This window comes from Nocardioides sp. YR527 (assembly GCF_900101045.1).
In the GTDB taxonomy this organism is placed as follows: Bacteria; Actinomycetota; Actinomycetes; order Propionibacteriales; family Nocardioidaceae; genus Nocardioides.
The window spans coordinates 471,759-492,724 of the sequence record NZ_FNFN01000002.1 but is presented as its reverse complement, the minus strand read 5'-3'; the positions used below and the strand labels follow the sequence as shown (position 1 = coordinate 492,724).

The 20,966-nt window shown below is 69.7% G+C and carries 19 protein-coding genes; 11 read left to right on the top strand and 8 right to left on the bottom strand.

Features of this window, described 5'->3' with window-relative positions; all coding sequences use genetic code 11:
• Positions 1–30: 30 nt before the first annotated feature.
• A complete protein-coding gene (locus BLT25_RS06750) occupies positions 31–1,257 on the bottom strand; it encodes a low temperature requirement protein A (RefSeq protein WP_218131253.1) in 1,227 nt (408 codons plus the stop codon).
• A 39-nt stretch (positions 1,258–1,296) separates the two neighbouring features.
• Between BLT25_RS06750 and BLT25_RS06745 the strand changes: the two genes are divergently transcribed.
• Complete coding sequence (locus BLT25_RS06745; RefSeq protein WP_176883669.1) at positions 1,297–1,971, top strand: SIMPL domain-containing protein; 675 nt, start codon at positions 1,297–1,299, stop codon at positions 1,969–1,971.
• Between the two features lie 14 nt (positions 1,972–1,985).
• Here the strand turns inward: BLT25_RS06745 and BLT25_RS06740 are convergent, their stop codons facing one another.
• A complete protein-coding gene (locus tag BLT25_RS06740; RefSeq protein ID WP_091043508.1) occupies positions 1,986–3,146 on the bottom strand; it encodes an ROK family transcriptional regulator in 1,161 nt (386 codons plus the stop codon).
• A 107-nt stretch (positions 3,147–3,253) separates the two neighbouring features.
• On the opposite strand from BLT25_RS06740, the gene edd reads away from it, so the two are divergent.
• Both edd and eda read left to right on the top strand, forming a co-directional pair.
• The gene (gene edd / locus BLT25_RS06735; protein ID WP_091043506.1) at positions 3,254–5,119 is read left to right on the top strand and encodes a phosphogluconate dehydratase; all 1,866 of its coding nucleotides are present in this window, start codon (positions 3,254–3,256) and stop codon (positions 5,117–5,119) included.
• Positions 5,112–5,741, top strand: a complete 630-nt coding sequence (eda, locus tag BLT25_RS06730) for a bifunctional 4-hydroxy-2-oxoglutarate aldolase/2-dehydro-3-deoxy-phosphogluconate aldolase (RefSeq protein ID WP_091043503.1) — start codon at positions 5,112–5,114, stop codon at positions 5,739–5,741. The genes edd and eda overlap by 8 nt, the downstream gene beginning before the upstream one ends.
• 98 nt (positions 5,742–5,839) lie before the next feature.
• Here eda and BLT25_RS06725 read toward each other — a convergent pair whose 3' ends face one another.
• Positions 5,840–7,153: an exo-beta-N-acetylmuramidase NamZ family protein gene (locus BLT25_RS06725; protein WP_091043501.1), complete on the bottom strand. Its 1,314-nt coding sequence runs from the start codon at positions 7,151–7,153 to the stop codon at positions 5,840–5,842.
• An 89-nt stretch (positions 7,154–7,242) separates the two neighbouring features.
• Positions 7,243–8,247 (bottom strand): SMP-30/gluconolactonase/LRE family protein, encoded by a 1,005-nt coding sequence (locus BLT25_RS06720; RefSeq protein WP_091043498.1) that lies wholly within the window; start codon positions 8,245–8,247, stop codon positions 7,243–7,245.
• A gap of 191 nt (positions 8,248–8,438) precedes the next feature.
• Between BLT25_RS06720 and BLT25_RS06715 the strand changes: the two genes are divergently transcribed.
• The 3 genes from BLT25_RS06715 (at position 8,439) to BLT25_RS06705 (ending at position 11,350) form a co-directional block, all read left to right on the top strand.
• Positions 8,439–8,693, top strand: coding sequence for a DUF3311 domain-containing protein (locus tag BLT25_RS06715; RefSeq protein ID WP_091043495.1), 255 nt, complete (start codon positions 8,439–8,441; stop codon positions 8,691–8,693).
• On the top strand, positions 8,690–10,330 hold the full coding sequence (gene mctP / locus BLT25_RS06710; protein ID WP_256328480.1) for a monocarboxylate uptake permease MctP: 1,641 nt from the start codon (positions 8,690–8,692) through the stop codon (positions 10,328–10,330). The genes BLT25_RS06715 and mctP overlap by 4 nt, the downstream gene beginning before the upstream one ends.
• 531 nt (positions 10,331–10,861) lie before the next feature.
• Positions 10,862–11,350 (top strand): hypothetical protein, encoded by a 489-nt coding sequence (locus BLT25_RS06705; RefSeq protein ID WP_091043488.1) that lies wholly within the window; start codon positions 10,862–10,864, stop codon positions 11,348–11,350.
• 81 nt (positions 11,351–11,431) lie between these two features.
• Here BLT25_RS06705 and BLT25_RS06700 read toward each other — a convergent pair whose 3' ends face one another.
• Entirely contained in the window at positions 11,432–12,046 is a 615-nt protein-coding gene (locus BLT25_RS06700; RefSeq protein ID WP_091043487.1) for a YceI family protein, read from the bottom strand.
• Positions 12,047–12,235: 189 nt separating this feature from the next.
• Positions 12,236–12,367 (bottom strand): hypothetical protein, encoded by a 132-nt coding sequence (locus tag BLT25_RS30300; RefSeq protein WP_256328479.1) that lies wholly within the window; start codon positions 12,365–12,367, stop codon positions 12,236–12,238.
• A 215-nt stretch (positions 12,368–12,582) separates the two neighbouring features.
• On the opposite strand from BLT25_RS30300, the gene BLT25_RS06695 reads away from it, so the two are divergent.
• From BLT25_RS06695 to BLT25_RS06680, 4 genes are read left to right on the top strand one after another with little or no spacing between them, the layout of a single operon-like run.
• Positions 12,583–12,846 (top strand): hypothetical protein, encoded by a 264-nt coding sequence (locus BLT25_RS06695; protein ID WP_091043484.1) that lies wholly within the window; start codon positions 12,583–12,585, stop codon positions 12,844–12,846.
• A gap of 8 nt (positions 12,847–12,854) precedes the next feature.
• Entirely contained in the window at positions 12,855–14,696 is a 1,842-nt protein-coding gene (gene glmS / locus BLT25_RS06690) for a glutamine--fructose-6-phosphate transaminase (isomerizing) (RefSeq protein ID WP_256328478.1), read from the top strand.
• Positions 14,697–14,719: 23 nt separating this feature from the next.
• Positions 14,720–15,532, top strand: coding sequence for an MOSC domain-containing protein (locus tag BLT25_RS06685; RefSeq protein ID WP_176883668.1), 813 nt, complete (start codon positions 14,720–14,722; stop codon positions 15,530–15,532).
• Between the two features lie 59 nt (positions 15,533–15,591).
• Positions 15,592–17,451, top strand: coding sequence for a DEAD/DEAH box helicase (locus BLT25_RS06680; RefSeq protein WP_091043479.1), 1,860 nt, complete (start codon positions 15,592–15,594; stop codon positions 17,449–17,451).
• Between the two features lie 133 nt (positions 17,452–17,584).
• Here BLT25_RS06680 and BLT25_RS06675 read toward each other — a convergent pair whose 3' ends face one another.
• Together BLT25_RS06675 and BLT25_RS06670 are read right to left on the bottom strand one after the other, a co-directional pair.
• Positions 17,585–18,223, bottom strand: coding sequence for a permease prefix domain 1-containing protein (locus BLT25_RS06675; RefSeq protein WP_091043476.1), 639 nt, complete (start codon positions 18,221–18,223; stop codon positions 17,585–17,587).
• A gap of 135 nt (positions 18,224–18,358) precedes the next feature.
• Positions 18,359–18,679: a PadR family transcriptional regulator gene (locus BLT25_RS06670; protein ID WP_091043475.1), complete on the bottom strand. Its 321-nt coding sequence runs from the start codon at positions 18,677–18,679 to the stop codon at positions 18,359–18,361.
• 87 nt (positions 18,680–18,766) lie between these two features.
• Here BLT25_RS06670 and BLT25_RS06665 point away from each other — a divergent pair, with 87 nt between their 5' ends.
• Positions 18,767–20,857 (top strand): MMPL family transporter, encoded by a 2,091-nt coding sequence (locus BLT25_RS06665; protein WP_091044310.1) that lies wholly within the window; start codon positions 18,767–18,769, stop codon positions 20,855–20,857.
• The last annotated feature ends 109 nt before the right edge of the window (positions 20,858–20,966 follow it).

The following is a 20,966-nucleotide window of genomic DNA, read 5'->3' as shown; positions in this document are numbered from 1 at the left end:
GAGCGTGGGGCACCTTCTCATTTCGGTGAGCTAGAGCGCTTCGAGGTGGTCGACCATGTGACGGTGACCGACGGCCTCGTAGCCGACGATCGTGACCACCGGCGCCAGCGCCACGACCACGAGGCACCAGGCCACCGGCACGCCCGTGGCCGCCATCACGACGCTCGCGACGAGCACGGCGGCGGTGAGGGCGACCAGGAGGATGTGGAACGGGTCGAGCACGTGCATGAACAGGTTGTAGAGGAGATAGAGGACCAAGGCGTACGCCCCGACGGGCAGGGCGACGGAGAGGACCGTGCCGACCTCGCCGAGCTCGGAGTGGTCCTCGAGCAGGTAGGCGGCCACGTGCAGGCCGGCGCCGGTCGCCGCGATCGCGGCGAAGATCAGGATGTGGCCGTAGCCCCACAGGAACGAGCGGTCGCGGTGCCGCTCGATCATCGTGGCCCACGGGATCGTGAAGTAGGTCCACCACTGGCCGAAGGTCAGGCCGATTCCGGCGGTGATGAGCAGGATCGCGTTGAGGCTCCAGCCCTGCTCCTGGACGAACGCCGACATCACCGCGACGGTGCCGATCACGCCCTCACCGAGGGTGATGATCGTCAGCAGACCGTAGCGCTCGGCGATGTGGCTGGCGTGCCAGGGAGTGCCTCCGAAGCGACGCTCGGCGATGAACGGTCCGACCAGCTCGATCACCAGTGGCACCGTCATCGCCACGAACGCGACCGTCACGCTCAGCGGCAGGAAGGCGATGACGCACCAGAGCACCTGCGCGGTGAGGATGGTGATCAGGTAGACCCGGTGGGCGCCGCGACGGGCCGGATCCTGGCGCCAGGCGCGCAGCCACTGCCCGCAGAGCGCGACCCGCATCACGACGTACCCGGCGATCATGACCTCGTTGTGGAGCCGGTCGCCCTCGTGGACGCTCGCGAACATCTCCGGCAGGCCGAGGGCCATGATGATCACGCCGACCATCTGCACCATCGTGAGCAGCCGGAACGCCCAGTCGTCGGTGTCGTAGGCCGAGGCCATCCATGAGTAGTTGATCCACGCCCAGCAGATCGCGAACGAGGCGAAGCAGAAGGCCACGATCCCCGCCAGGACGTGGCCCTCCGCGAGCTGATGGGCAAGCTCGTTGCCGCTCACGCCGAAAGCCACGACGAAGGTGAGGTCGAAGAGCAGCTCCAACGGAGTGGCGGCCCGATGCTCCTCGTGCGGGTCGCGTCCGGTCATCTGGCGCAGGCGGCTGGTTGCAGTCACCCTGGTGAGGATAGGTCCTCGCCGCGTACGTTTCTCGGCATGAGTGAGGTCTTGATCAAGGTGCGCGGGTCGCACAGCGTCGAGGTGGTGCCCGAGCGGGGAGTGGTGACCGCAGAGGTGCGGTTCGACGGGCCCGCTCCGGAGCCGGTCATGGAGCGGCTGCAGCGGAGCCTGCACGGAGTGCGTGCGGAGCTCGAGCGGCTCGAGCAGGAGGGCGCGATCGAGCGGTTCGTCGTGCAGCGGGTACGCACCTCCGCCGAGCGGCCCTGGCATCAGGAGGGCAAGCGACTGCCGCTGGTTCATCGGGGATCGGTCGGCCTCGTGGCCGAGTTCGTCGACTTCCCGGCGCTGGCGACCTGGGTCGGCCGCACCGCCGGCGACGGCGGCCTCGCGATCCACCAGGTGTCGTGGCAGCTCACCAAGGACCGCCGCCTGCAGGTCGAGCGTGACGTACGTCAGGAGGCGGTGCGCCAGGCCAAGGTGCGCGCGCAGGACTACGCCGATGCGCTCGACCTCGGCCCGGTCGTCGTCCGGAGCATCAACGACGTCGGCGTCAGCCACGAGGTGGCGTACTCGTCGGCGGCGCCGATGGCGCTGTCGGCGCAGGCCAAGGTGTGGGGAGCGGACGAGGCCGCGCCGGATCTGGCCTTCGACCCCGACGACATCACGGTCTACGCCGAGGTGGAGGCCGCCTTCACCGTCGCGGCTCCCTGACGCCCGACCGAGCGCTACGTCGCGGCACCGAGCTGGGCGTCGAGGCGCTCGGGGGAGAGCAGGTGGTTGATGACCACCGCGGCACAGCCGACCATGCCGGTGGAGTCGGCGTGGGTGGAGGGGACGAAGGTCAGGTCGCGAGTGGCCAGGGCGGTCGAGCGGGAGTAGACGGTCTCGCGTACGCCTGCGGTGTAGAGGTCGAAGGCGCCGGCCATGTCGCCGCCGATGACGACGACCTCGGGGTTGAGCAGGTTGATCGCGATCGCCAGCACCTCGCCGAGCTGGCGGCCGGCCTCGCGCAGCAGGCCGCGGGCGATGGCGTCGCCGGCGAGCGCGGCGGCGACCAGGTCGCGGATGTGTCCGGCGGAGACGCCGGAGTCGACCAGACCCTGGGTCAGCGCCCAGCCGGCGGCGACCGTCTCCAGGCACCCGGTGGCTCCGCACCGGCACGGGCGCTCGCCGGCGGACTCGACCCGGGTGTGGCCGATCTCGCCGACGGCGCCGGCGTGGCCGCGCAGCACCCGGCCGTCGGCGATGACCGCCAGCCCGAGGCCGGTCGACGCCTTCACGACGAGCGCGTCCTTCGGGTGCAGCCCGGCGCCGAAGAGCTCCGCCGTGGCCAGCGCGTCGGTGTCGTTGACGAGCACGAGCGGCCCGTCGGTGAGCCGGTCGAAGTAGGGGTCGAGGGCGACGCCGTCCCAGCCGCGCATCACCGGTGAGTCGACGGAGACCAGGCGGACCGGGTCGACGACGCCCGGCAGGCTCATCCCGACGCCGAGCACCGGCGGCTCGATGCCCTCCAGGAGCCGCTCGAGCCGGTCGGTCACGTCGGGCATGAGGTCGTCGGCGGCGATGCCGACCTCATGATCACGGGTGTCGCCGGCGAGCTCGCGGCCATCGAGGTCGAAGACGGCGAGCTGGCTGCGGGAGCGTCCGATGGCCACCGCCAGGACGACCCCGGCGTCGGCGTTGAAGCTCAGCGAGCCCGGCGGTCGGCCGCCGGTGGAAGCGAGCTCCTCCCCGGTGAGGATCAGCCCTGCGTCGACGAGCGCCGAGACCCGGGAGACCACGGCCGTACGCGACAGCCCGGTCGTCTTCTGCAGATCGCTGCGGGTCAGGGCGCGCCCGGAGCGCACCAGAGCGAGGACGTCGGCGGCGGTTGTCATCTCGGGCATGGGGGTCAGCCTACCCCTCTTATGTCTCCCAAGTACCAAAGATTTACTTGTATCGATCCAAAGATCGTGTCAAGGTGTGCCAAAGCACACTGTCTTTTGGAGGACCCGTGACCGCCGTTTCCCCCACCGTCGCTGACGTCACCGCCCGGCTCATCGAGCGGTCCGCGGCCACGCGGGCCGACTACCTGGCCCGCATCGCGTCCGCCCGTGCGACCGGGCCCGCCCGAGGCCGGCTCGCCTGCAGCAACCTGGCCCACGGCTTCGCGGCCTCCACCGCCCCGACGAAGGCCGAGCTCAAGGTCATCAACCCCGGCGCGAAGCCCAACGTCGCGATCGTGACCTCCTACAACGACATGCTCTCCGCGCATGCGCCCTACGAGACCTACCCGCCGCTCCTCAAGGCCGCGGTCATGCGGGCCGGCGGGCTGGCGCAGGTCGCCGGCGGCGTACCCGCGATGTGCGACGGCATCACCCAGGGCCGCGACGGGATGCAGGTCTCCCTCTTCTCCCGCGACGTGATCGCGATGTCGGCCGGGATCGCCCTCTCGCACGACATGTTCGACGCCGCGCTGATGCTCGGTGTGTGCGACAAGATCGTGCCCGGCCTCCTGATCGGGGCCCTCTCGTTCGGTCACCTGCCGACCGTCTTCGTCCCGGCCGGCCCGATGTCCTCGGGGCTCCCCAACAAGGAGAAGGCCCGCGTCCGACAGCGGTACGCAGCAGGCGAGGCCACCCGCGAGGAGCTGCTCGAGGCCGAGGCCGCCAGCTACCACTCGCGCGGCACCTGCACCTTCTACGGCACCGCCAACTCCAACCAGCTGCTGATGGAGGTGCTCGGCCTCCACCTGCCCGGCTCCTCGTTCGCCTCCCCGGACACCCTGCTGCGCGCCGCGCTCAACCGCGCCGCCGCCGCCCGGGCCACCGAGCTCGCCCTCGAAGGCGGACCGGGCATCGGCGAGCTGGTCGACGAGAAGGCGATCATCAACGCCTGCGTCGCGCTGCTGGCCTCGGGCGGCTCGACCAACCACACCCTCCACCTGGTCGCGATCGCTCGTGCCGCCGGGATCCAGCTGACCTGGGCCGACATCTCCGACCTGTCGCCGGTCGTCCCGCTGCTCACCCGGATGTACCCCAATGGTTCCGCCGACGTGAACCACTTCCACGCGGCCGGCGGCGTCAGCTTCCTGATCCGCACGCTGCTCGAGGCCGGGCTGCTCCACGAGGACGTCACCACGATCCTCGGGCCGGGGCTCTCGGCCTACACCCAGGAGTCGCGGCTCACCCGCGACGGCGAGATCGAGCTGGTCGAGGGCGCCCCGGTCTCCGGCGACCTCGACGTGCTGCGCCCGGCTTCGGATCCCTTCTCGCCCGACGGTGGTCTACGGGTGCTGACCGGCGAGCTCGGCACCGCCGTCATCAAGACCTCGGCGGTCGCGCCCGAGCACCAGCTGGTCTCCGCGCCGGCGATCGTCTTCGACGACCAGGCCGACTTCCTCACCGCCTTCTCCGAGAAGCGCCTCGACGGCCGCGATTTCGTCGCTGTGCTCCGCTACCAGGGTCCCGCGGCCAACGGGATGCCCGAGCTGCACAAGCTCACCCCGGCGCTCGGCGTGATGCAGGACCGCGGCCAGCGCGTCGCCATCGTCACCGACGGCCGGATGTCCGGCGCGTCGGGGAAGGTGCCCGCGGCCATCCACCTCACTCCCGAGGCGGCGCTCGGCGGACCGCTCGCTCGCGTGCAGGACGGCGACCTGATCACTGTCGACGCCGTCGCCGGCACGCTGACGATCGGGGTCGACGCCGACGAGTTCGCGCACCGTCCGACCACCGGCCGGGCGCCGCTCGACGCCGAGTGGCGCGGCACCGGTCGTGAGCTCTTCGGCGCCTTCCGTGCCACGGTCGGCTCCGCCGACACCGGCGCCTCCGTGTTCCAGTTCCCCGCATCGTCCCAGGAGACCCCCGTCCATGTCTGACCTGAAGTCCACCGACCTGCTCGACCTCTCCCCGGTGATCCCCGTCGTCGTGGTCGAGGATGTCGCCCACGCGGTGCCCGTGGCCCGCGCCCTCGCCGAGGGCGGCGTGCCCGTGGTCGAGCTGACGCTGCGTACGCCGGTCGCGCTCGACGCCATCCGGGCCATCGCCGAGGAGGTGCCGGAGGTCCTGATCGGCGCCGGCACCGTGACCACTCCCGTGCTCGCGAAGGAGGCCGCCGCGGCCGGCGCTCAGTTCCTGGTCTCGCCGGGCGCTACCCCGACGCTGCTCGGCGCGATGCGCGACACCGGCCTGCCGTTCCTGCCCGGCACCGCCACCGTCTCCGAGGCCCTCGCGGTGCTCGAGACCGGCCATACCGCGATGAAGTTCTTCCCGGCCGAGGCCTCCGGCGGCGCCAAGTACCTGGGCTCGCTGCCGTCCGTCCTCCCCGACGCGCGCTTCTGCCCCACCGGCGGCATCTCCCTCGCCACCGCCCCCAGCTACCTCAGCCTCCGCAACGTAGGCTGCGTCGGCGGCTCCTGGCTCACCCCCGCCGACGCGCTCGCCTCCGGCGACTGGGACCGCGTGACCGCGCTCGCAGCCGCAACCGCCGCCCTCCGCTGACCCGACCGCCGAGTCGGCTCGTTCTGACCGAAAATCTCGCCGAGTCGGCGCGTCATAACGCGCCGACTCGACGTGGTTTTCGGTGAGGACGCGCCGGGTCAGCGGTAGAGGAGGTACTGGCGGCGGGTCCGGTCGAAGGCGGCCAGCTCGTCTCGCCAGGCCGCCTCTACCTCGTCGCCGGTGGCGCCGGCGTCGATCTGCGTACGCAGCCTCGTCGATCCGGTGAGCTTGTCGATCCAGAACGGGCGGGCGGTGTCCCAGGAGTCCTGGCGCCAGGCGAACTCGGGATAGAGGCCCTTGGCGGTGACCAGCATCTCGACGCCGGTGCGGATGGGGTCGAAGCGGTCGCGGTCCTGGATCGTGACCTGGACCCCGCCGCAGACCTGGCCGGCGAACTTGTTGACCGAGGGATTGAAGTACGCCTCGCGGAACGTCACGCCCGGAAGCCCGGCCTCCTCCAGCGCCGCGGCCCAGCGGTGGTCGACGAAGGGCGCCCCGATCAGCTCGAACGGCTTGGTGGTGCCACGCCCCTCGGAGAGGTTGGTGCCCTCGAACATGCAGGTTCCGGGGTAGGCCAGCGCGGTGTCGGCGGTGGGCATGTTCGGGCTCGGCAGGATGAAGTCGAGCCCGGTGTCGGCGTACACCGTCCTTCTCCGCCAGCCGGAGACCTGGACGATGTCGAGCTGCGCCAGCCGCCCGCCGGCGTGCTCCTCGAGGAACTCCCCGTCGAAGAACCGGGCCAGCTCACCGACCGACATCCCGTGCTGCTGGACGATCTCGCGGGCGCCGACGCCCGAGGTGTACGCCGCGGTCATCATCGGTCCGCGGGCGGTCCCGCCCACGGGGTTGGGCCGGTCGAGGACGACGAAGCGCTTGCCGGTCGCGACGGCGGCCTGCATCGCTGTCCACATCGTCCAGATGTAGGTGTAGAACCGGGAGCCGACGTCCTGGATGTCGAAGACGACGGTCTCGACGTCGGCGGTGGTGAACAGCTCGGTCATCTTCGCGACATTCGCGCCGTAGGCGTCGTAGACGGTCAGCCCGGTGCGCTCGTCGACGAAGGTGCCCTCCGAGCCGCCCGCCTGAGCCGTGCCGCGGAAGCCGTGCTCCGGGCCGAAGACGCCGGCGATCTGGACCGCCCCGGACTCGTGCATCTCGTCCACGATGTTGCGCAGGTTGCGGAGCACGCCGGTGGGGTTCGTGATGATGCCGACCCGATCGCCCGACAGCACCGACCAGCCGTCGGCAGCGGCCCGTTCGGCGCCGGTCCGGACGGCCTGGCCTCGCCCGAGCGGCTCGACGGCAGCGCTCGCTGCGCCGGACGAACCGGTGAGAAGCGGTGCCGCTGCGGCGCCGGCCGCGGCAGCGCCGAGCAGACGCCGGCGGTCGATCCTGGGGACTTCAGTGCTCATGGGGGCTCCTGTGCCGAGGGGGTGAGGATCACCTTGCAGGCTAGCCCCGACGGCACCGTTCGGCAGGTGATTTCCCGGCGGCGGCCGCGCTAACCGCCGTTCGACTGCCGGATGCCCTTGGCCAGCGCGTCGAAGCTGTAGATGAACCCGCCGGCATCGCCGGAGACGGTGACGTACGCCTGCTTGGTCCCGGGCCGGATCGCGACGTTGGTCGCCGAGGTGAGTCCGGCCCGGTCAGCGACGGGGACGCGGACCGTCGCGAGCGGCCGGCCGTGCCGGGAGAAGACGCGGATGACCGGCTCGCCGTGGGTCGCCTGGTAGATGTTGCCGGCCGCGTCGACGGCGTTGGAATCGGTCTCGGTCCCCGCGGCGCCGTCGACCTCGGCGACGGTCCGGTCCGCGACGACCGACGTGCGCGACCGGTCGAGGGCGAGGTAGCTGATCCGGTTCTCCCACAGCGTGCTCACGTAGAGCCCGCGGTGGCCGCGGTCGAAGGAGATCCCGTTGGGCGCGGCGAGCCCCGAGGCCAGCACGGTCGCGCCCGAGCCATCGGCGGCGATGCGCACGACCCGCCCCAGCGGCACCCGCGCCGGGTCGAGGTAGCCGGTCAGATCGGTGACGTACATGTTGCCGAACGGGTCGAAGGTCAGATCGTCGGGACTCATCGGGCTGCCCTCGACCGGTCCGGAGAAGACCGTGCGCGGATCGGTCCCGTCGGCGGCGACGCTGCGGATCGTGCCCTGGTAGTCGGTCAGGTAGAGCCGGCCGTCGACCGGACTCCACTGCGCCGAGGTGTAGCTGCCTGCGGAGTCGGTGAAGAACCCGGAGACCTCCCGCGACGCCGGGTCGAGCCGCAGCACCTTCGGCGCCGGCGAGGAGGCCACCACGTCGACGAAGTAGAGGTCGCCGTCGGCGCCGAACGTCGGGCCCTCGAGCAGCGTCATGTTCAGCCCGGGATGAGGGCTGGTCGCCTTCACCACCTGAGACGCGATGATCTCGCGTGGACGTTCCGGATGCGCCGAAGCCGAGCCGGGCGCGCCCGCGATCACCCCGCTCATCAGGAGGACGGCGGCGAGGGACGTACGTCGGTTCATCTCATTCTCCTTCGGATCGTCGACGTGGAAGTTAGCGCATGGATAGTGACCCTCTGGATCCGGATGACCGTTCGTCCCGGCAGATCGACCGTTCGTCGTCGTGTCGGTCGAATTGGGCTGGACACGGGGCTTGGATGTGACCAAGGTCACAGGTCGTCCAACCCCACTTCGACAGATCTCGGAGGTGACCCATGCCGTCCTCGTCCAAGGGCTCGTGGATCCTTGTCGGGATCCTCCTGTTCGCGGCAGCAGCGCCGTCACTCGCGGTGCCGCTGTACGCGAAGGAGGATCCGACGCTCGCCGGATTCCCGTTCTACTTCTGGTTCCAGCTCGTCCTCATCCCCTGCTCCGTCCTGTTCACGACCATCGCGTACTTCGTCGCCAAGGCTGCGTTCCGGCGTGACCGTGCCGCCGCGGGTCGCCCGTGGAAGGAGGGTGGCCAGTGAGCGCGGTAGCTGTCTCCGTCTTCGCCTTCCTCTTCCTGCTGGTCACGATCCTCGGCTTCTCCGCCGCTCGCTGGCGCCGGGCGAAGTCGATGGACAACCTCGACGAGTGGGGTCTGGGCGGCCGCGGGTTCGGTACGTTCGTGGCCTGGTTCCTCATCGGAGGCGACCTCTACACGGCGTACACGTTCATCGCGGTCCCCGCGACGCTGTTCGCCGGCTCGGCGGTCGGGTTCTTCGCGGTGCCCTACACGATCCTCGTCTACCCGATCATCTTCGCGTTCCTGCCGAAGCTCTGGTCGGTCTCGCACAAGCACGGGTACGTCACCCCGGCAGACTTCGTCGTCGGCCGCTACGGGTCCAGGTCCCTGGGCCTGGCCGTGGCGGTCACCGGCCTGCTGGCCACCATGCCCTACATCGCGCTGCAGCTGGTCGGGATGGAGGTCGTGCTCGAGGTGATGGGCCTGCAGAGCGACTCCTCGAACTGGTTCATTCGCGATCTGCCGCTCTTCATCGCGTTCGCGGTGCTGGCCGCCTACACGTACTCCTCCGGGTTGCGGGCGCCGGCGCTGATCGCGTTCGTGAAGGACTCGCTGATCTACATCGTGATCATCGTGGCGATCATCTACATCCCCTCGCAGCTCGGCGGCTGGGGCAACATCTTCGAGACCGTGCAGAACAGCTTCGACACGTTCAACACCGAGAACGCCGACGCGATCGCCGCCGGCGACGCAGCCCCGAAGGCGCTGTTCCCGACGCAGGCGGCCGGCCAGTGGGCCTACGCCTCCCTGGCCCTCGGCTCGGCGCTGGCGCTGTTCATGTATCCGCACTCGATCACCGGCGTCCTCTCCACCCGCAGCCGCAACGTGATCCGCCGCAACGCCTCGCTGCTGCCGGCGTACTCGTTCCTCCTGGGGCTCCTCGCGCTGCTCGGGTTCGTCGCCCTCGCGGCCGGCGTGATGGTCGGCGACCCGCCGAACCCGCAGCTCGCGATCCCGCAGCTCTTCGAGGACCAGTTCCCGGCGTGGTTCGCCGGCGTCGCGTACGCAGCCGTCATCATCGGTGCGCTGGTGCCGGCGGCGATCATGTCGATCGCGGCCGCCAACCTGTGGACGCGCAACATCTACAAGGCCTACCTGAAGCCCGACGCGACCCCGCAGGAGGAGGCCAAGCAGGCCAAGATCGTGTCCCTGGTCGTGAAGTTCGGGGCGCTGATCTTCGTGCTGGCGCTCTCGAAGTCGTACGCCATCAACCTGCAGCTGCTCGGCGGCGTCTGGATCCTGCAGACGCTGCCGGCGATCGTCGTCGGGCTCTACACCCGGTGGTTCCACCGGTGGGCGGTCCTGGCCGGATGGGCGGTCGGGATGGCGTACGGGACGATCGTCGCCTACGGCGTCTCCTCCCCCACGCAGGAGCACTTCGGCGGACCGTTGGCGCCGTTCCCGGGCACGGAGACGCCGATCTACATCGCGCTCACCGCGTTCCTGCTGAACATCGTCGTGGTCGTCGTCCTGACCCCGGTCCTGAGGGCGCTCAACGTGCCGGACGGGGAGGACGCCACCGAGGCGTCGGACTACTCGGTCGACGCCGGCGACGAGGGTGTCGTCGAGGAGCTGAGCTCGACGACGGAGGTGCGCTGAGGGCCGCTGAGCCTGCCCGCAAAGTCTCGCAAACATGTCTCAGCGACGTGTTTGCGGGACTTTCTCCGTATTTCTCCGAGAACTGCAACATCGGCGCATCGACGTACGTAACAAGTACTGAAGGCTCTGATTCGGACCGAACTCGGGAGCGTCCATGGTGAGCAGTGAGGCTGTGACGGCCTCGACGAGCAGTCGAGGCCGCGGTGTACGCCGTGCCGCGATGGCTCGTGGCACCGGACGTGACGCGACGATCGAGCGTCGGAGCGAGCAACGGATCCATGCGGGCGATTGGACGCCGGGGGGCGTCGCCCTGCATGGATCTACCGCCGGGCGTGAAGCTGGTCAGCCGACTCAGGCTGCCGATCCGTCCGGTCAGATGGGTGGGGCTATGAGCGTGACCAGGAACTCGCTCGCCCCGCTCGGCGGGACCCCGTCGGCGCCAGCCGCGATCCCCGTGCGCTCGGGCGCCGGGTGCAGGCGCTGACGGGGTCCCGCATTCCCCGCAACACTCGAACACGTCAGGAGAACGCGATGAACTCGAAGGTCCTCGGGGGGCTTCGGCGATCGGTGGCGGTGACCCTGGTGGCAGGTGGCTTGATCGCCGCCGGTGCCGGGATCGCCTGCGCCGACTCGCAGTCCGTGGAGCACGCCGACAGCCGCGCCGCCTCGGTGGCCCAGCAGCCGATCAAGGCTCCGGACCGCGGACATGCCGGCCCGATGACGGTCGCGGGAGCGGCAGCCGGCAGCGACGCCGCGGTGACGGTGACGACCGACGGGACGACTGTCGTGGTCAGTGGCCGCGCGCACCTCGAGTCTCCGGCCGACCCCGGTGCCGGTGGTGGTGTCGTCCACCATGACGACGACACCGGCTCGCCGCTGGGTGGCGGTCGTGGTGTGGACCTCGGCACGGACCAGCTCGGTTTCGCCGGGGGAGCAACCGGGGACTCTTCGTCCGTGGATGTCGTCGGCACCGGTCGGATCGGGACGGAGAAGCACTACTACGTCCAGGACGCGCCCTGAGCGAACCTCGCACGTGATACGTCGGGGCCACCGGGATCTCCCGGTGGCCCCGACGCATCGTGGGTCAGATCGACCTCGGGATCAGGCGGCCTCGTCGGCGTCCTTGATCGCGGAGATGTCGAACTCGAGCTTGATCTTCTCGGAGACGAGGACGCCGCCGGTCTCGAGGGCGGCGTTGAAGGAGAGGCCCCAGTCGGTGCGGTTGATCGCGACGGCACCCTCGAAGCCGACGCGGGTGTTGCCGAACGGGTCCTTGGCGGAGCCGGTCTGCTCGAAGGGAACGGTGACCGACTTGGTGGTGCCCTTGATGGTCAGGTCGCCGGTGATGTTCCAGGTCTCGCCGTCGAACTCGACCGCGGTCGACTCGAAGGTGATGTTGGGGTGAGCCTCGTTCTCGAAGAAGTCACCCGAGAGCAGGTGGCCGTCGCGGTCGGCGTTGCCGGTGTCTACGGAGGCGGCGGTGATCGCGAGCGAGACCTTGGACTTGGTCGGCTCGGCGGTGTCGATCGTCGCGGTGCCCTCGAACTCCTTGAAGGAGCCGCGGACGGTGGTCACCATCGCGTGGCGGGCCGAGAAGCCCAGGCGGGTGTGCGCGATGTCGAGGGTGTAGTCACCGGTGATGTCGTCGATCGCCGCGGTGGGGGTGTCGAAGTCGGTCGCAGCGGGGGCCGCGTCCTTCTTGCTGAAAATGCCCATGTTGGGTTTGCTCCTGGAGGAATTGGTTGAAACTGCAAGCATCATAACGGGGGAATCTCTCCCAATGTTCCCGCTCTCGTGGGCTTTCTGACGGCGGGCGGGGAAATTGGTTGCAGTGACAACGCTATCCCTAAACGCACGAGGCCCGCTCCCTTGTCGGGGGCGGGCCTCGGAAACGTTGAGCGGTTGTCAGGCGGCGTGACGCGTGGTCGCGGGCGCACTGACTTCGACCCAGCGGGCCTCCATGTGCTTACGGCCGCGGCGGTCGACGACGGGGAGCCAGCGGAGCTCGAGCTTGCTGGTCACTTTACTACCGTTCATCAGACACCTCCTGTTCACCTTGTGTTCACCTAAGGTACCGCACCCCCACGGGTAAGTCCAAGCAATGGGGCATATGGCGTGCGTCGCTCCACCTGGAGGTGTCGAAATGGGTGATCTGTCCGCCCTTTGCTCCACTTCGGCATGAATGCGCGATTCCTGCCCGAAATCGGGCAGGAACTTGAACCTGGAGATGTGGGTGCTTCACAGTTGGTGATGTGAATGCCGAGCAAGCGCTGATCGACCACCTGGTCGCCACCACCGGGCTCCGGCCCGCAGAGGCGGCGCGCGTGATCGAGGACGTGGTGGCGTACTTCGACGAACCGGTCGAGACCTACGTACGCCGCCGGCATGCACAGCTGAAGACCTACGGCGCGAAGAACGACGCGATCTTCGCGCAGCTCGCCGAGGAGCTTCGGGCGCGGGTCGTCGCCGCGCCGCAGCTGACCGAACGGCAGCTACGACGGCTCATCTACGGATAGAACGACGGATGGATTGGACGGGACACATGTGCGGAATCGTCGGCTACATCGGACCTCAGCAGGCGGCCGGCCTGCTCACCGAGGGGCTGGCCCGGCTGGAGCACCGCGGCTATGACTCGGCGGGCGTCGCGGTGCTGGGCAGCAGGCTCCAGGTCGTGAAGAAGGCCGGACGCGTACGCGATCTGGTCGACGCGCTGCCGAAGCGGTTCGCCGGCAAGGTCGGCATCGGCCACACCCGGTGGGCGACCCATGGCCCGGCAAACGACACCAACGCCCACCCGCACGTCTCCGCCGACGGCCGCGTCGCGGTTGTCCACAACGGGATTGTCGACAACGCCGCCTCGTTGCGGGAGAGGCTCACCGAGGCGGGCGTCGAGCTGGTCAGCGACACCGACACCGAGGTCTTCGCCCACCTGATCGGATTGTCGACTGCTGACAATCTGGAGGCGAAGGTCGTCGACGCGCTCTCGCAGGTCGAGGGCACCTGGGGTCTCGCGGTCGTGCACGCCGACTTCCCCGATCGCATGGTCGTCGCCCGCAACGGTTCGCCGCTGATCGTCGGCGTCGGCGACGGGGAGATGTACGTCGCCTCGGACCTGGCCGCGGTCGTACGCCACACCACCACCGTCGCCCACCTCGACGACGGCGAGCTCGCGACCGTCACCGCGACCGGGTTCACGACCTTCCGCCAGGACCTGACCACGACCACGACGACGGCTCGCGAGGTCGACGTGGACCCGTCGGCGTACGAGTACGGCGAGCTCGCCGACGAGCCGCGGATGTTCACCGAGATCCTGGAGCAGCCGTCCTCGGTCGAGCGGGCGCTGCGCGGACGGCTCGACGAGCGGTTCGGCACGGCCCACCTCGGCGGGCTCAACCTCGACCCGCGCGAGCTGCGCGCGATCCGCCGGGTGAAGATCCTCGGTTGCGGCTCCGCCTACTACGTCGGCCAGATGGGCGCCGGGCTCATCGAAGAGCTCGCCCGGGTCCCCGCCGACGCCGAGGCGGCCTCGGAGTTCCGCTACCGCAACCCGATCATCGAGCCCGACACCCTCTACGTCGCCGTCTCCCAGTCCGGCGAGACGATCGACACCCTGCTCGCGGTCCAGGAGATCAAGCGCAAGGGCGGGCGTGTGCTCGGTGTCGTCAACGTCGTCGGCTCGGCGATCGCGCGCGCGGTCGACGGTGGCATCTACCTGCACGCCGGCCCAGAGATCGCGGTTGCCTCGACCAAGGCGCTCACCAACATGTACGTCGCGTTCTCGCTCCTGGCGCTCCAGCTTGGCCGCGTGCGCGACCTCTCGATCGCCGACGGGAAGCGGCTCATCGCCGGCCTGCAGGCGCTGCCGACCCAGATCGAGGAGATCCTCAAGAGCGAGTCCCACCTCGAGGAGGTCGCGGCGCGCCTGGCCGAGGCCGAGTCGATGTTCTTCGTCGGTCGCGTACGCGGCTACCCGGTCGCGCGCGAAGGCGCGCAGAAGCTGAAGGAGATCTCCTACCGGCACGCGGAGGCCTATCAGACCTCCGAGCTCAAGCACGGCCCGCTCGCGCTGATCTCCGAGTCCGTGCCGACTGTGGCGATCGTGCCCCAGGACGAGCTGACCGACCGGAACGTCGCGGCCCTGCACGAGATCAGCGCCCGTCGCGGACCGCTGGTCGTCGTCACCCACCCCGATGTCGACCTCGGCGAGCTCGACGCGCTGCGCGTGGACGTACCGAAGAACGAGGTCGAGCTCGATCCGATCCTGCTGACCATCCCGCTCCAGCTGATCGCCTTCCACGCCGCCAAGGCTCTCGGCCACGACGTCGACAAGCCCCGGAACCTCGCTAAATCGGTCACGGTCGAGTAGCGGTTTCCGCTTCAATGGGCCCCATGCGCCTGGCAGGGATCAACATCCATCCGGTGAAGTCGACGGCGATCCGGCCGGTCGAGGAGGCGTACGTCGGTAGGGCCGGGATCGTGGGGGACCGCGAGTGGATGGTCGTCGACGGCAGCGGGAAGCTGGTGACGGCTCGAGAGCTGCGGGAGCTGTTCACGATCGTGGCGGACACGCCGTCGACCGGTGGGCCGGCCGGGGTGGACCTGCTCCTGAACGGTCCCGAGATGGACCCGCTGGAGGTGGCGGTGCCCCCGCGGGGGACGCCGGCCGTCGGCGTACGTCTCTTCGCGAAGCCGCTCACGGCACAGGCCGTCGGGGAGCCTGCCGACGCGTGGCTGAGGAAGGCGCTCGGCCGCGACGACCTGAGGCTGATGTGGTGTGCCGACCCGACGAAGCGGCCGATGAACCCGGACAAGTACCGGCCCGGCGAGTTCGCCGCTTTTCACGACTCCTCGCCGGTGTCGATGATCACCGACGCCTCGGTCGACCAGATCGACGCCTGGGCCGAGGGTGAGGTCCCTGCCCAGCGCTTCCGTGCCAACCTGCTGATCGAGGGGTCCCCGGAGGCGTTCGCCGAGGACGGCTGGAGCGAGGTCGCGATCGGTGGCGCCCGGTTCCGGGTCGCCGCGCCGATCGACCGGTGCGTGATGACGACCATCGACGCCGACACGCTGGAGTCGGGCAAGGACCCGCTCCGGGCTCTCGCCCGGCATCGCCGCTGGGATGGCAAGGTCTGGGCGGCGGTGCATCTCGCCGTCGCGCATCCCGGCGAGATCGCGGTCGGCGACGAGGTCATCGTCTCCTGAGTGACGGGGGCCACCGCGCCGAGGAATGCTGAGATCGTGCTATAAGGGCCTACCGTTGGATGGTGAGCACCGACGCTGATTCTCCCGTATCCACCACTCCCGCGCCCGAAGAGCCGAGCGCGCCCAGCGGTGGGTCCGACGTGGAGGCTGAGCAGGGCCCGACGTTCGACTCGCTCGGTCTCTCCGCAGGCGTCCTCGAGGCCGTGAAGGCGCTCGGCTACGAGACGCCGAGCGCGATCCAGGCAGCGACGATCCCCTCGCTGCTCGAGGGCCGTGACGTCGTCGGCCTCGCGCAGACCGGCACCGGTAAGACCGCCGCGTTCGCGCTGCCGGTGCTCTCGAACCTCGACGTCTACCAGAACGCGCCGCAGGCGCTGGTGCTCGCGCCGACTCGCGAGCTGGCCCTGCAGGTGTGCGAGGCGTTCGAGCGCTACGCGTCCAACCTCGACGGCGTACGTATCCTGCCGGTCTACGGCGGGCAGGGCTACGGCCCGCAGCTGACCGCGCTGCGTCGCGGCGTCCACGTCGTCGTCGGCACTCCCGGCCGGATCATGGACCACCTGGAGAAGGGCACGCTCGACCTCTCCCAGCTGCGCTTCCTGGTGCTCGACGAGGCCGACGAGATGCTCAACATGGGCTTCGCGGAGGACGTCGAGACGATCCTCGCCGACACCCCCGAGGACAAGCAGGTCGCGCTCTTCTCGGCGACGATGCCCGCGCAGATCCGCCGGCTGTCGAAGAAGTACCTTCGCGATGCGAAGGAGATCTCGGTCAAGGCGAAGACCCAGACCGCCGCCAACATCACCCAGCGCTACCTGATGGTGTCCTACCCCCAGAAGGTCGACGCGCTCACCCGCATCCTCGAGGTCGAGAACTTCGAGGGCATGATCGTCTTCACGCGCACCAAGTCCGAGACCGAGTCGCTGGCCGAGAAGCTGCGCGCGCGTGGCTTCGCCGCGACCGCGATCAACGGCGACATCGCCCAGGCCCAGCGCGAGAAGACCGTCAACCAGCTCAAGGACGGCTCGCTGGACATCCTGGTCGCGACCGACGTCGCGGCTCGTGGTCTCGACGTCGAGCGGATCTCGCACGTGGTCAACTACGACCTGCCGACCGATGTCGAGGCGTACGTCCACCGCATCGGCCGCACCGGCCGCGCCGGTCGCACCGGCGACGCGATCTCGTTCGTCACCCCGCGTGAGCGGTGGCTGCTGCGCGCGATCGAGAAGCACACCAAGGCATCGCCGACCCAGATGCAGCTGCCCTCGGTCGACGAGGTCAACGCGACCCGCCTCTCCCGCTTCGACGACGGCATCACCGCCGCGCTCCAGGAGGGCGAGAAGATCGAGTTCTTCCGCGACGTGGTGCGTCACTACGTCGAGGAGCACGACATCCCCGAGGTCGACGTCGCCGCCGCCCTGGCCGCGGTGCTCCACGGCGAGGAGCCGCTGCTCCTCGAGCCCGAGCCCGAGAAGCCCGCCTACGAGGACCGGCGCGGGCGTCGCGACCGCGACGACCGCGGCAGCGACCGCGGCCCTCGCCGCGAGACGAGCACCTCGCGTCACTCCGGGCAGCCGCTGGCCACCTACAAGATCCAGGTCGGCAAGCGTCACCGCGTCGAGCCGCGCCAGATCGTCGGTGCCATCGCCAACGAGGGCGGCCTGCGTCGCGCCGACTTCGGCAACATCTCCATCCGCAACGACTTCTCGCTCGTCGAGCTCCCCGCGGACCTGGCTCCCGAGACCTGGAAGGCGCTCGAGTCGACCCGCATCTCCGGCAAGCTCATCGAGCTCTCCGAGGACTCCGGCGGCGGCCCCGTGCGTCGCTCGGGCGGCCGTTTCGACAAGGGTGGCCGTCAGGGCAGCTCCGACTTCGGCGACCGCCCCCGCAAGCCGCGGCAGAAGCGCAAGTTCGACTGACCAACCCCCGCTGGTCGAGCCGCGAGCGCCAGCGAGCGTGTCGAGACCAACACAGTGCCCCTCGACGCGACAGTGGCTGTGTTGGTCTCGACACGCCTTCGCCTAGCGGCTCCGGCGGCTCGACCAGCGCAGTTCAGCAGGCGGCGAGGGTGCGCTGGGCGGAGAGGGCGACCAGGGCGAACGGCGCGGCCATGAAGGCGAGCGCGCTGAGCGCCAGGAACACGGTGAGGCCGCCGGTCAGGGCCAGCATGGTGAAGCCGATGATCGGCACGATCACGGCCGTGGCCAGGGACCAGGCGGCGGTCAGTCGGGCCGTACGGCGCCCGATCCGGAGCCAACGCTGACCGATCGCGGTCACCGCCAGGGCGATGACGGCGCCGAGGGCGCCTGCTGTGCCGACGTACCCGATGACGAGGTCGAGGACGTGGAAGAGGCCGCTGTCCGGGGCGGCCGAATGGGCGCTCGCGCCGAGGTCGATCCCGCCGTCCCAGAGGACGGCCTGGGGGATCATGACGAGGACGAGCAGGAGCGCCGTACGTCGGGCCGCGCCGACCGCGACGGTGTCCCGGAAGCCGGGCGCGATGTCGTCGACGGAGCCGAAGTCGCGCAGGGCGAGCGCCTCGGCCTCGGTCGTCGTGTAGCCCGCCGCGGTGTAGGCGTCGGTCGCGTCCTCGAGATGGCCGCCGGCCTCGCGCAGCAGGTCGCGCCGGGTCCAGCTCGGGCCGGGGATCGCGGCGCGCAGGTCCGCAAGGTAGACGTCGACGGCGCTCATAGGCTCATCTTCTGCGCTCGACGGTGTCGGCCACATCAGGGAACTCCCTGAATGACTCGCCATAAATGCCGACTCGGTCGACGTAAGTGCCGACTCGGCCGATCGGGGTGACGCCTCGGTAGGGCTCGGCGGGGATCAGGCTTCGCCGAGTACGCCCGAGACGACCTTGGCGAAGGTGCGCCACTCCTGGCGGTGGGAGGCGAGGGCCTTGCGGCCGGCGCTCGAGAGCTCGTAGGTGCGGCGCTTGCGGCCGCCGACCTCGGACCAGGAGCTGTCGAGGTAGCCCGCCTTCTCGAGGCGACGCAGCGCGGGGTAGATGGTGCCGGTGGGGAGGTCGAGCTCGCCACCGCTGCGGGCGCTCAGGGCCTCGATGATCGCGTAGCCGTGGAGGGGCTGCTTCTCGACGACGGCCAGGATCAGCGAGTCGAGGTGGCCACGTAGGGCGTCGGCTTTCATGTAGACAGCCTACACAGAAGGTCGTACATTGTCTTCATACATGTCGCCAGACTACCTATAGCCAGGCGACGTACGACAGGAGACATGATGACCATCCAGACGACCACCAGACCCAGTCCGCTGCGGCGGCTGGCGTCCTTCTCTCAACGCCATCACTGGACCGCACTGCTGCTGTGGGTGGTCGTCCTGGTGGGTGTGACGGCGGCGGCGCAGAGCATCGGCGACGACTACCGCAACTCCTTCGACATCCCGGGCACCCAGTCGCAGGAGATGGCCGACCTGCAGGCGAAGCACGGTGGATCGCGCGGCGACGAGGTGCGCGCGGTCATCCACGACGAGCGGGGCTGGAACACCGACCAGCAGGCCGTGGGCCAGCTGCTCGCGGATCTCGCCGAGGTCCCTCATGTCGAGACCGTCGAGGCGGCGGATCCCCAGCGCGGGTCGGTGAGCGAGGACGGTACGACCGCGCTGGTCACCGTGGTGATGGATGCCGAGGCCGGAGAGCTCCCGGTGAGCGCCTACGAGCCCTTCCTCGAGCTGGCCGACGAGACCTCGACCAACGACCTCCAGGTCGAGATGGCCGGCGACTCGATGCGTGAGGTGAACGAGGGCGAGGGCGGCAGCTCCGAGGGGATGGGCATGCTCGCCGCGCTGGTGATCATGCTGTTCATGTTCGGCTCGTTCCTGGCGGCGAGCCTGCCGCTGATCACCGCGATCTTCGCGGTCGGCACGACCTTCGGCGTGGTCACGTTGCTCTCGCACCTGACCACGATCCCGGACTACACCGCGCCGATGCTGATGATCGTCGGGCTGGGCGTGGGTATCGACTACGCCCTGCTGGTCTTCTCGCGCTACCGCAGCGAGCTCCTCGGCGGCGCCACCCGCGAGGACGCCACGGCGACCGCGATCGACACCGCCGGCCGCTCGGTCCTCTTCGCCGGCGTGAGCGTGATCCTCGCCCTCTGCGGCCTCTACGTGCTGCAGCTGACCTCGATCCAGGGGGTCGTGCTCGGGGTCGCGCTCACGGTCCTGATGACCATGATCGCCGCGGTCACGCTGCTGCCGTCGCTGCTGACGCTGTTCGGCAAGCGTCTGGAGAAGTCGGTACGCAAGCACGCCGCCCGCTCCCGCCGCGAGCCCGGCCAGCGCTGGCGCGCCTGGGCCTCCGGTGTCCAGCGGCACCCGTGGGCCGCGCTGGTCGTCTCCCTGGTCGCGCTCGGTGCGCTGGCCACCCCCGTCCTCGGGCTCCAGCTCGGCTTCGCCGACGCCGGCAACGATGACCCCTCCTCGACCACCCGGAAGGCGTACGACCTGGTCAGCGAGAAGTTCGGCCCCGGTGCCAACGGTCCGCTCATCGTCATGACCGAGGGCTCCCAGGAGGAAGCGGTGGCGGCGTACGAGGAGGTCCAGGGGTACGCCGGCGTGGCCGCCGTGACGCCGCCGCAACCGTCGCCCGACGGAGCGGTGTTCACCTCCGTCGCCTTCCCGGAGACCGGCCCGCAGGATGCCGAGACCACCGAGCTGGTCAAGGATCTCCGCGAGGATCTCGGCGACGACGTCCTCGTCGGCGGATCGACCGCGGCGCTGATCGACTACTCCGACGCGGTCGCGAAGAAGCTGCCGCTCTTCATCGGGCTCGTCGTCGGGCTCTCCTCGTTGCTGCTGATGTGCGTCTTCCGCTCCGTCGCGGTGGCGGTCAAGGCGGCGATCCTCAACCTCCTCTCGATCGGCGCCTCGATGGGCGCGATGACGTACGTCTTCCAGGAGGGGCTGCTCGGGGTCGAGCCCGGTCCGATCGAGGCGTTCCTGCCGGTGATGACCTTCGCGATCGTCTTCGGGCTCTCGATGGACTACGAGGTCTTCCTGATCTCGCGGATGCGCGAGGAGTGGCTGCGCAGCGGCGATGCCCAGGAGGCGGTCCGGGAGGGGCTGGCGCACACCGGCGGCGTCATCACGGCCGCCGCCGCCATCATGGTCGTGGTCTTCGGTGCCTTCTGGTTCAGCCCTGACCGGATGCTGCAGGAGATGGGCTTCGTGATGGCGGTGGCGGTGCTGCTCGACGCGGTCGTGGTGCGGTGCCTCGTCGTGCCCGCGGTGATGCGTCTGCTCGGCCCCGGCGCCTGGTGGCTGCCGCGGTGGCTCGACCGGCTCCTGCCGAGGCTGCAGAACGTCGGGTGAATCCGGGTAAGCGGGTTCCGGACAGTTACTTGGACATGAAACAAATTTCCTGCGGGGAGACGTAAGGGCGCGTACAACCGAAGGGAAGGGCCGCCCCCAGCGGTCCCCG

Excerpts from the sequence above, each read along its gene's own strand:
- eda (WP_091043503.1), top strand. The coding sequence starts at position 5,112 with ATGTCTGACCTGAAGTCCACCGACCTGCTCGACCTCTCCCCGGTGATC.
- BLT25_RS06745 (WP_176883669.1), top strand. The coding sequence starts at position 1,297 with ATGAGTGAGGTCTTGATCAAGGTGCGCGGGTCGCACAGCGTCGAGGTG.
- BLT25_RS06720 (WP_091043498.1), bottom strand. The coding sequence starts at position 8,247 with ATGAACCGACGTACGTCCCTCGCCGCCGTCCTCCTGATGAGCGGGGTG.
- BLT25_RS06700 (WP_091043487.1), bottom strand. The coding sequence starts at position 12,046 with ATGGGCATTTTCAGCAAGAAGGACGCGGCCCCCGCTGCGACCGACTTC.
- glmS (WP_256328478.1), top strand. The coding sequence starts at position 12,855 with ATGGATTGGACGGGACACATGTGCGGAATCGTCGGCTACATCGGACCT.
- BLT25_RS30300 (WP_256328479.1), bottom strand. The coding sequence starts at position 12,367 with ATGAACGGTAGTAAAGTGACCAGCAAGCTCGAGCTCCGCTGGCTCCCC.
- BLT25_RS06725 (WP_091043501.1), bottom strand. The coding sequence starts at position 7,153 with ATGAGCACTGAAGTCCCCAGGATCGACCGCCGGCGTCTGCTCGGCGCT.
- BLT25_RS06740 (WP_091043508.1), bottom strand. The coding sequence starts at position 3,146 with ATGCCCGAGATGACAACCGCCGCCGACGTCCTCGCTCTGGTGCGCTCC.
- BLT25_RS06680 (WP_091043479.1), top strand. The coding sequence starts at position 15,592 with ATGGTGAGCACCGACGCTGATTCTCCCGTATCCACCACTCCCGCGCCC.
- BLT25_RS06705 (WP_091043488.1), top strand. The coding sequence starts at position 10,862 with ATGAACTCGAAGGTCCTCGGGGGGCTTCGGCGATCGGTGGCGGTGACC.
- BLT25_RS06670 (WP_091043475.1), bottom strand. The coding sequence starts at position 18,679 with ATGAAAGCCGACGCCCTACGTGGCCACCTCGACTCGCTGATCCTGGCC.
- BLT25_RS06685 (WP_176883668.1), top strand. The coding sequence starts at position 14,720 with ATGCGCCTGGCAGGGATCAACATCCATCCGGTGAAGTCGACGGCGATC.
- BLT25_RS06675 (WP_091043476.1), bottom strand. The coding sequence starts at position 18,223 with ATGAGCGCCGTCGACGTCTACCTTGCGGACCTGCGCGCCGCGATCCCC.
- BLT25_RS06715 (WP_091043495.1), top strand. The coding sequence starts at position 8,439 with ATGCCGTCCTCGTCCAAGGGCTCGTGGATCCTTGTCGGGATCCTCCTG.
- BLT25_RS06665 (WP_091044310.1), top strand. The coding sequence starts at position 18,767 with ATGACCATCCAGACGACCACCAGACCCAGTCCGCTGCGGCGGCTGGCG.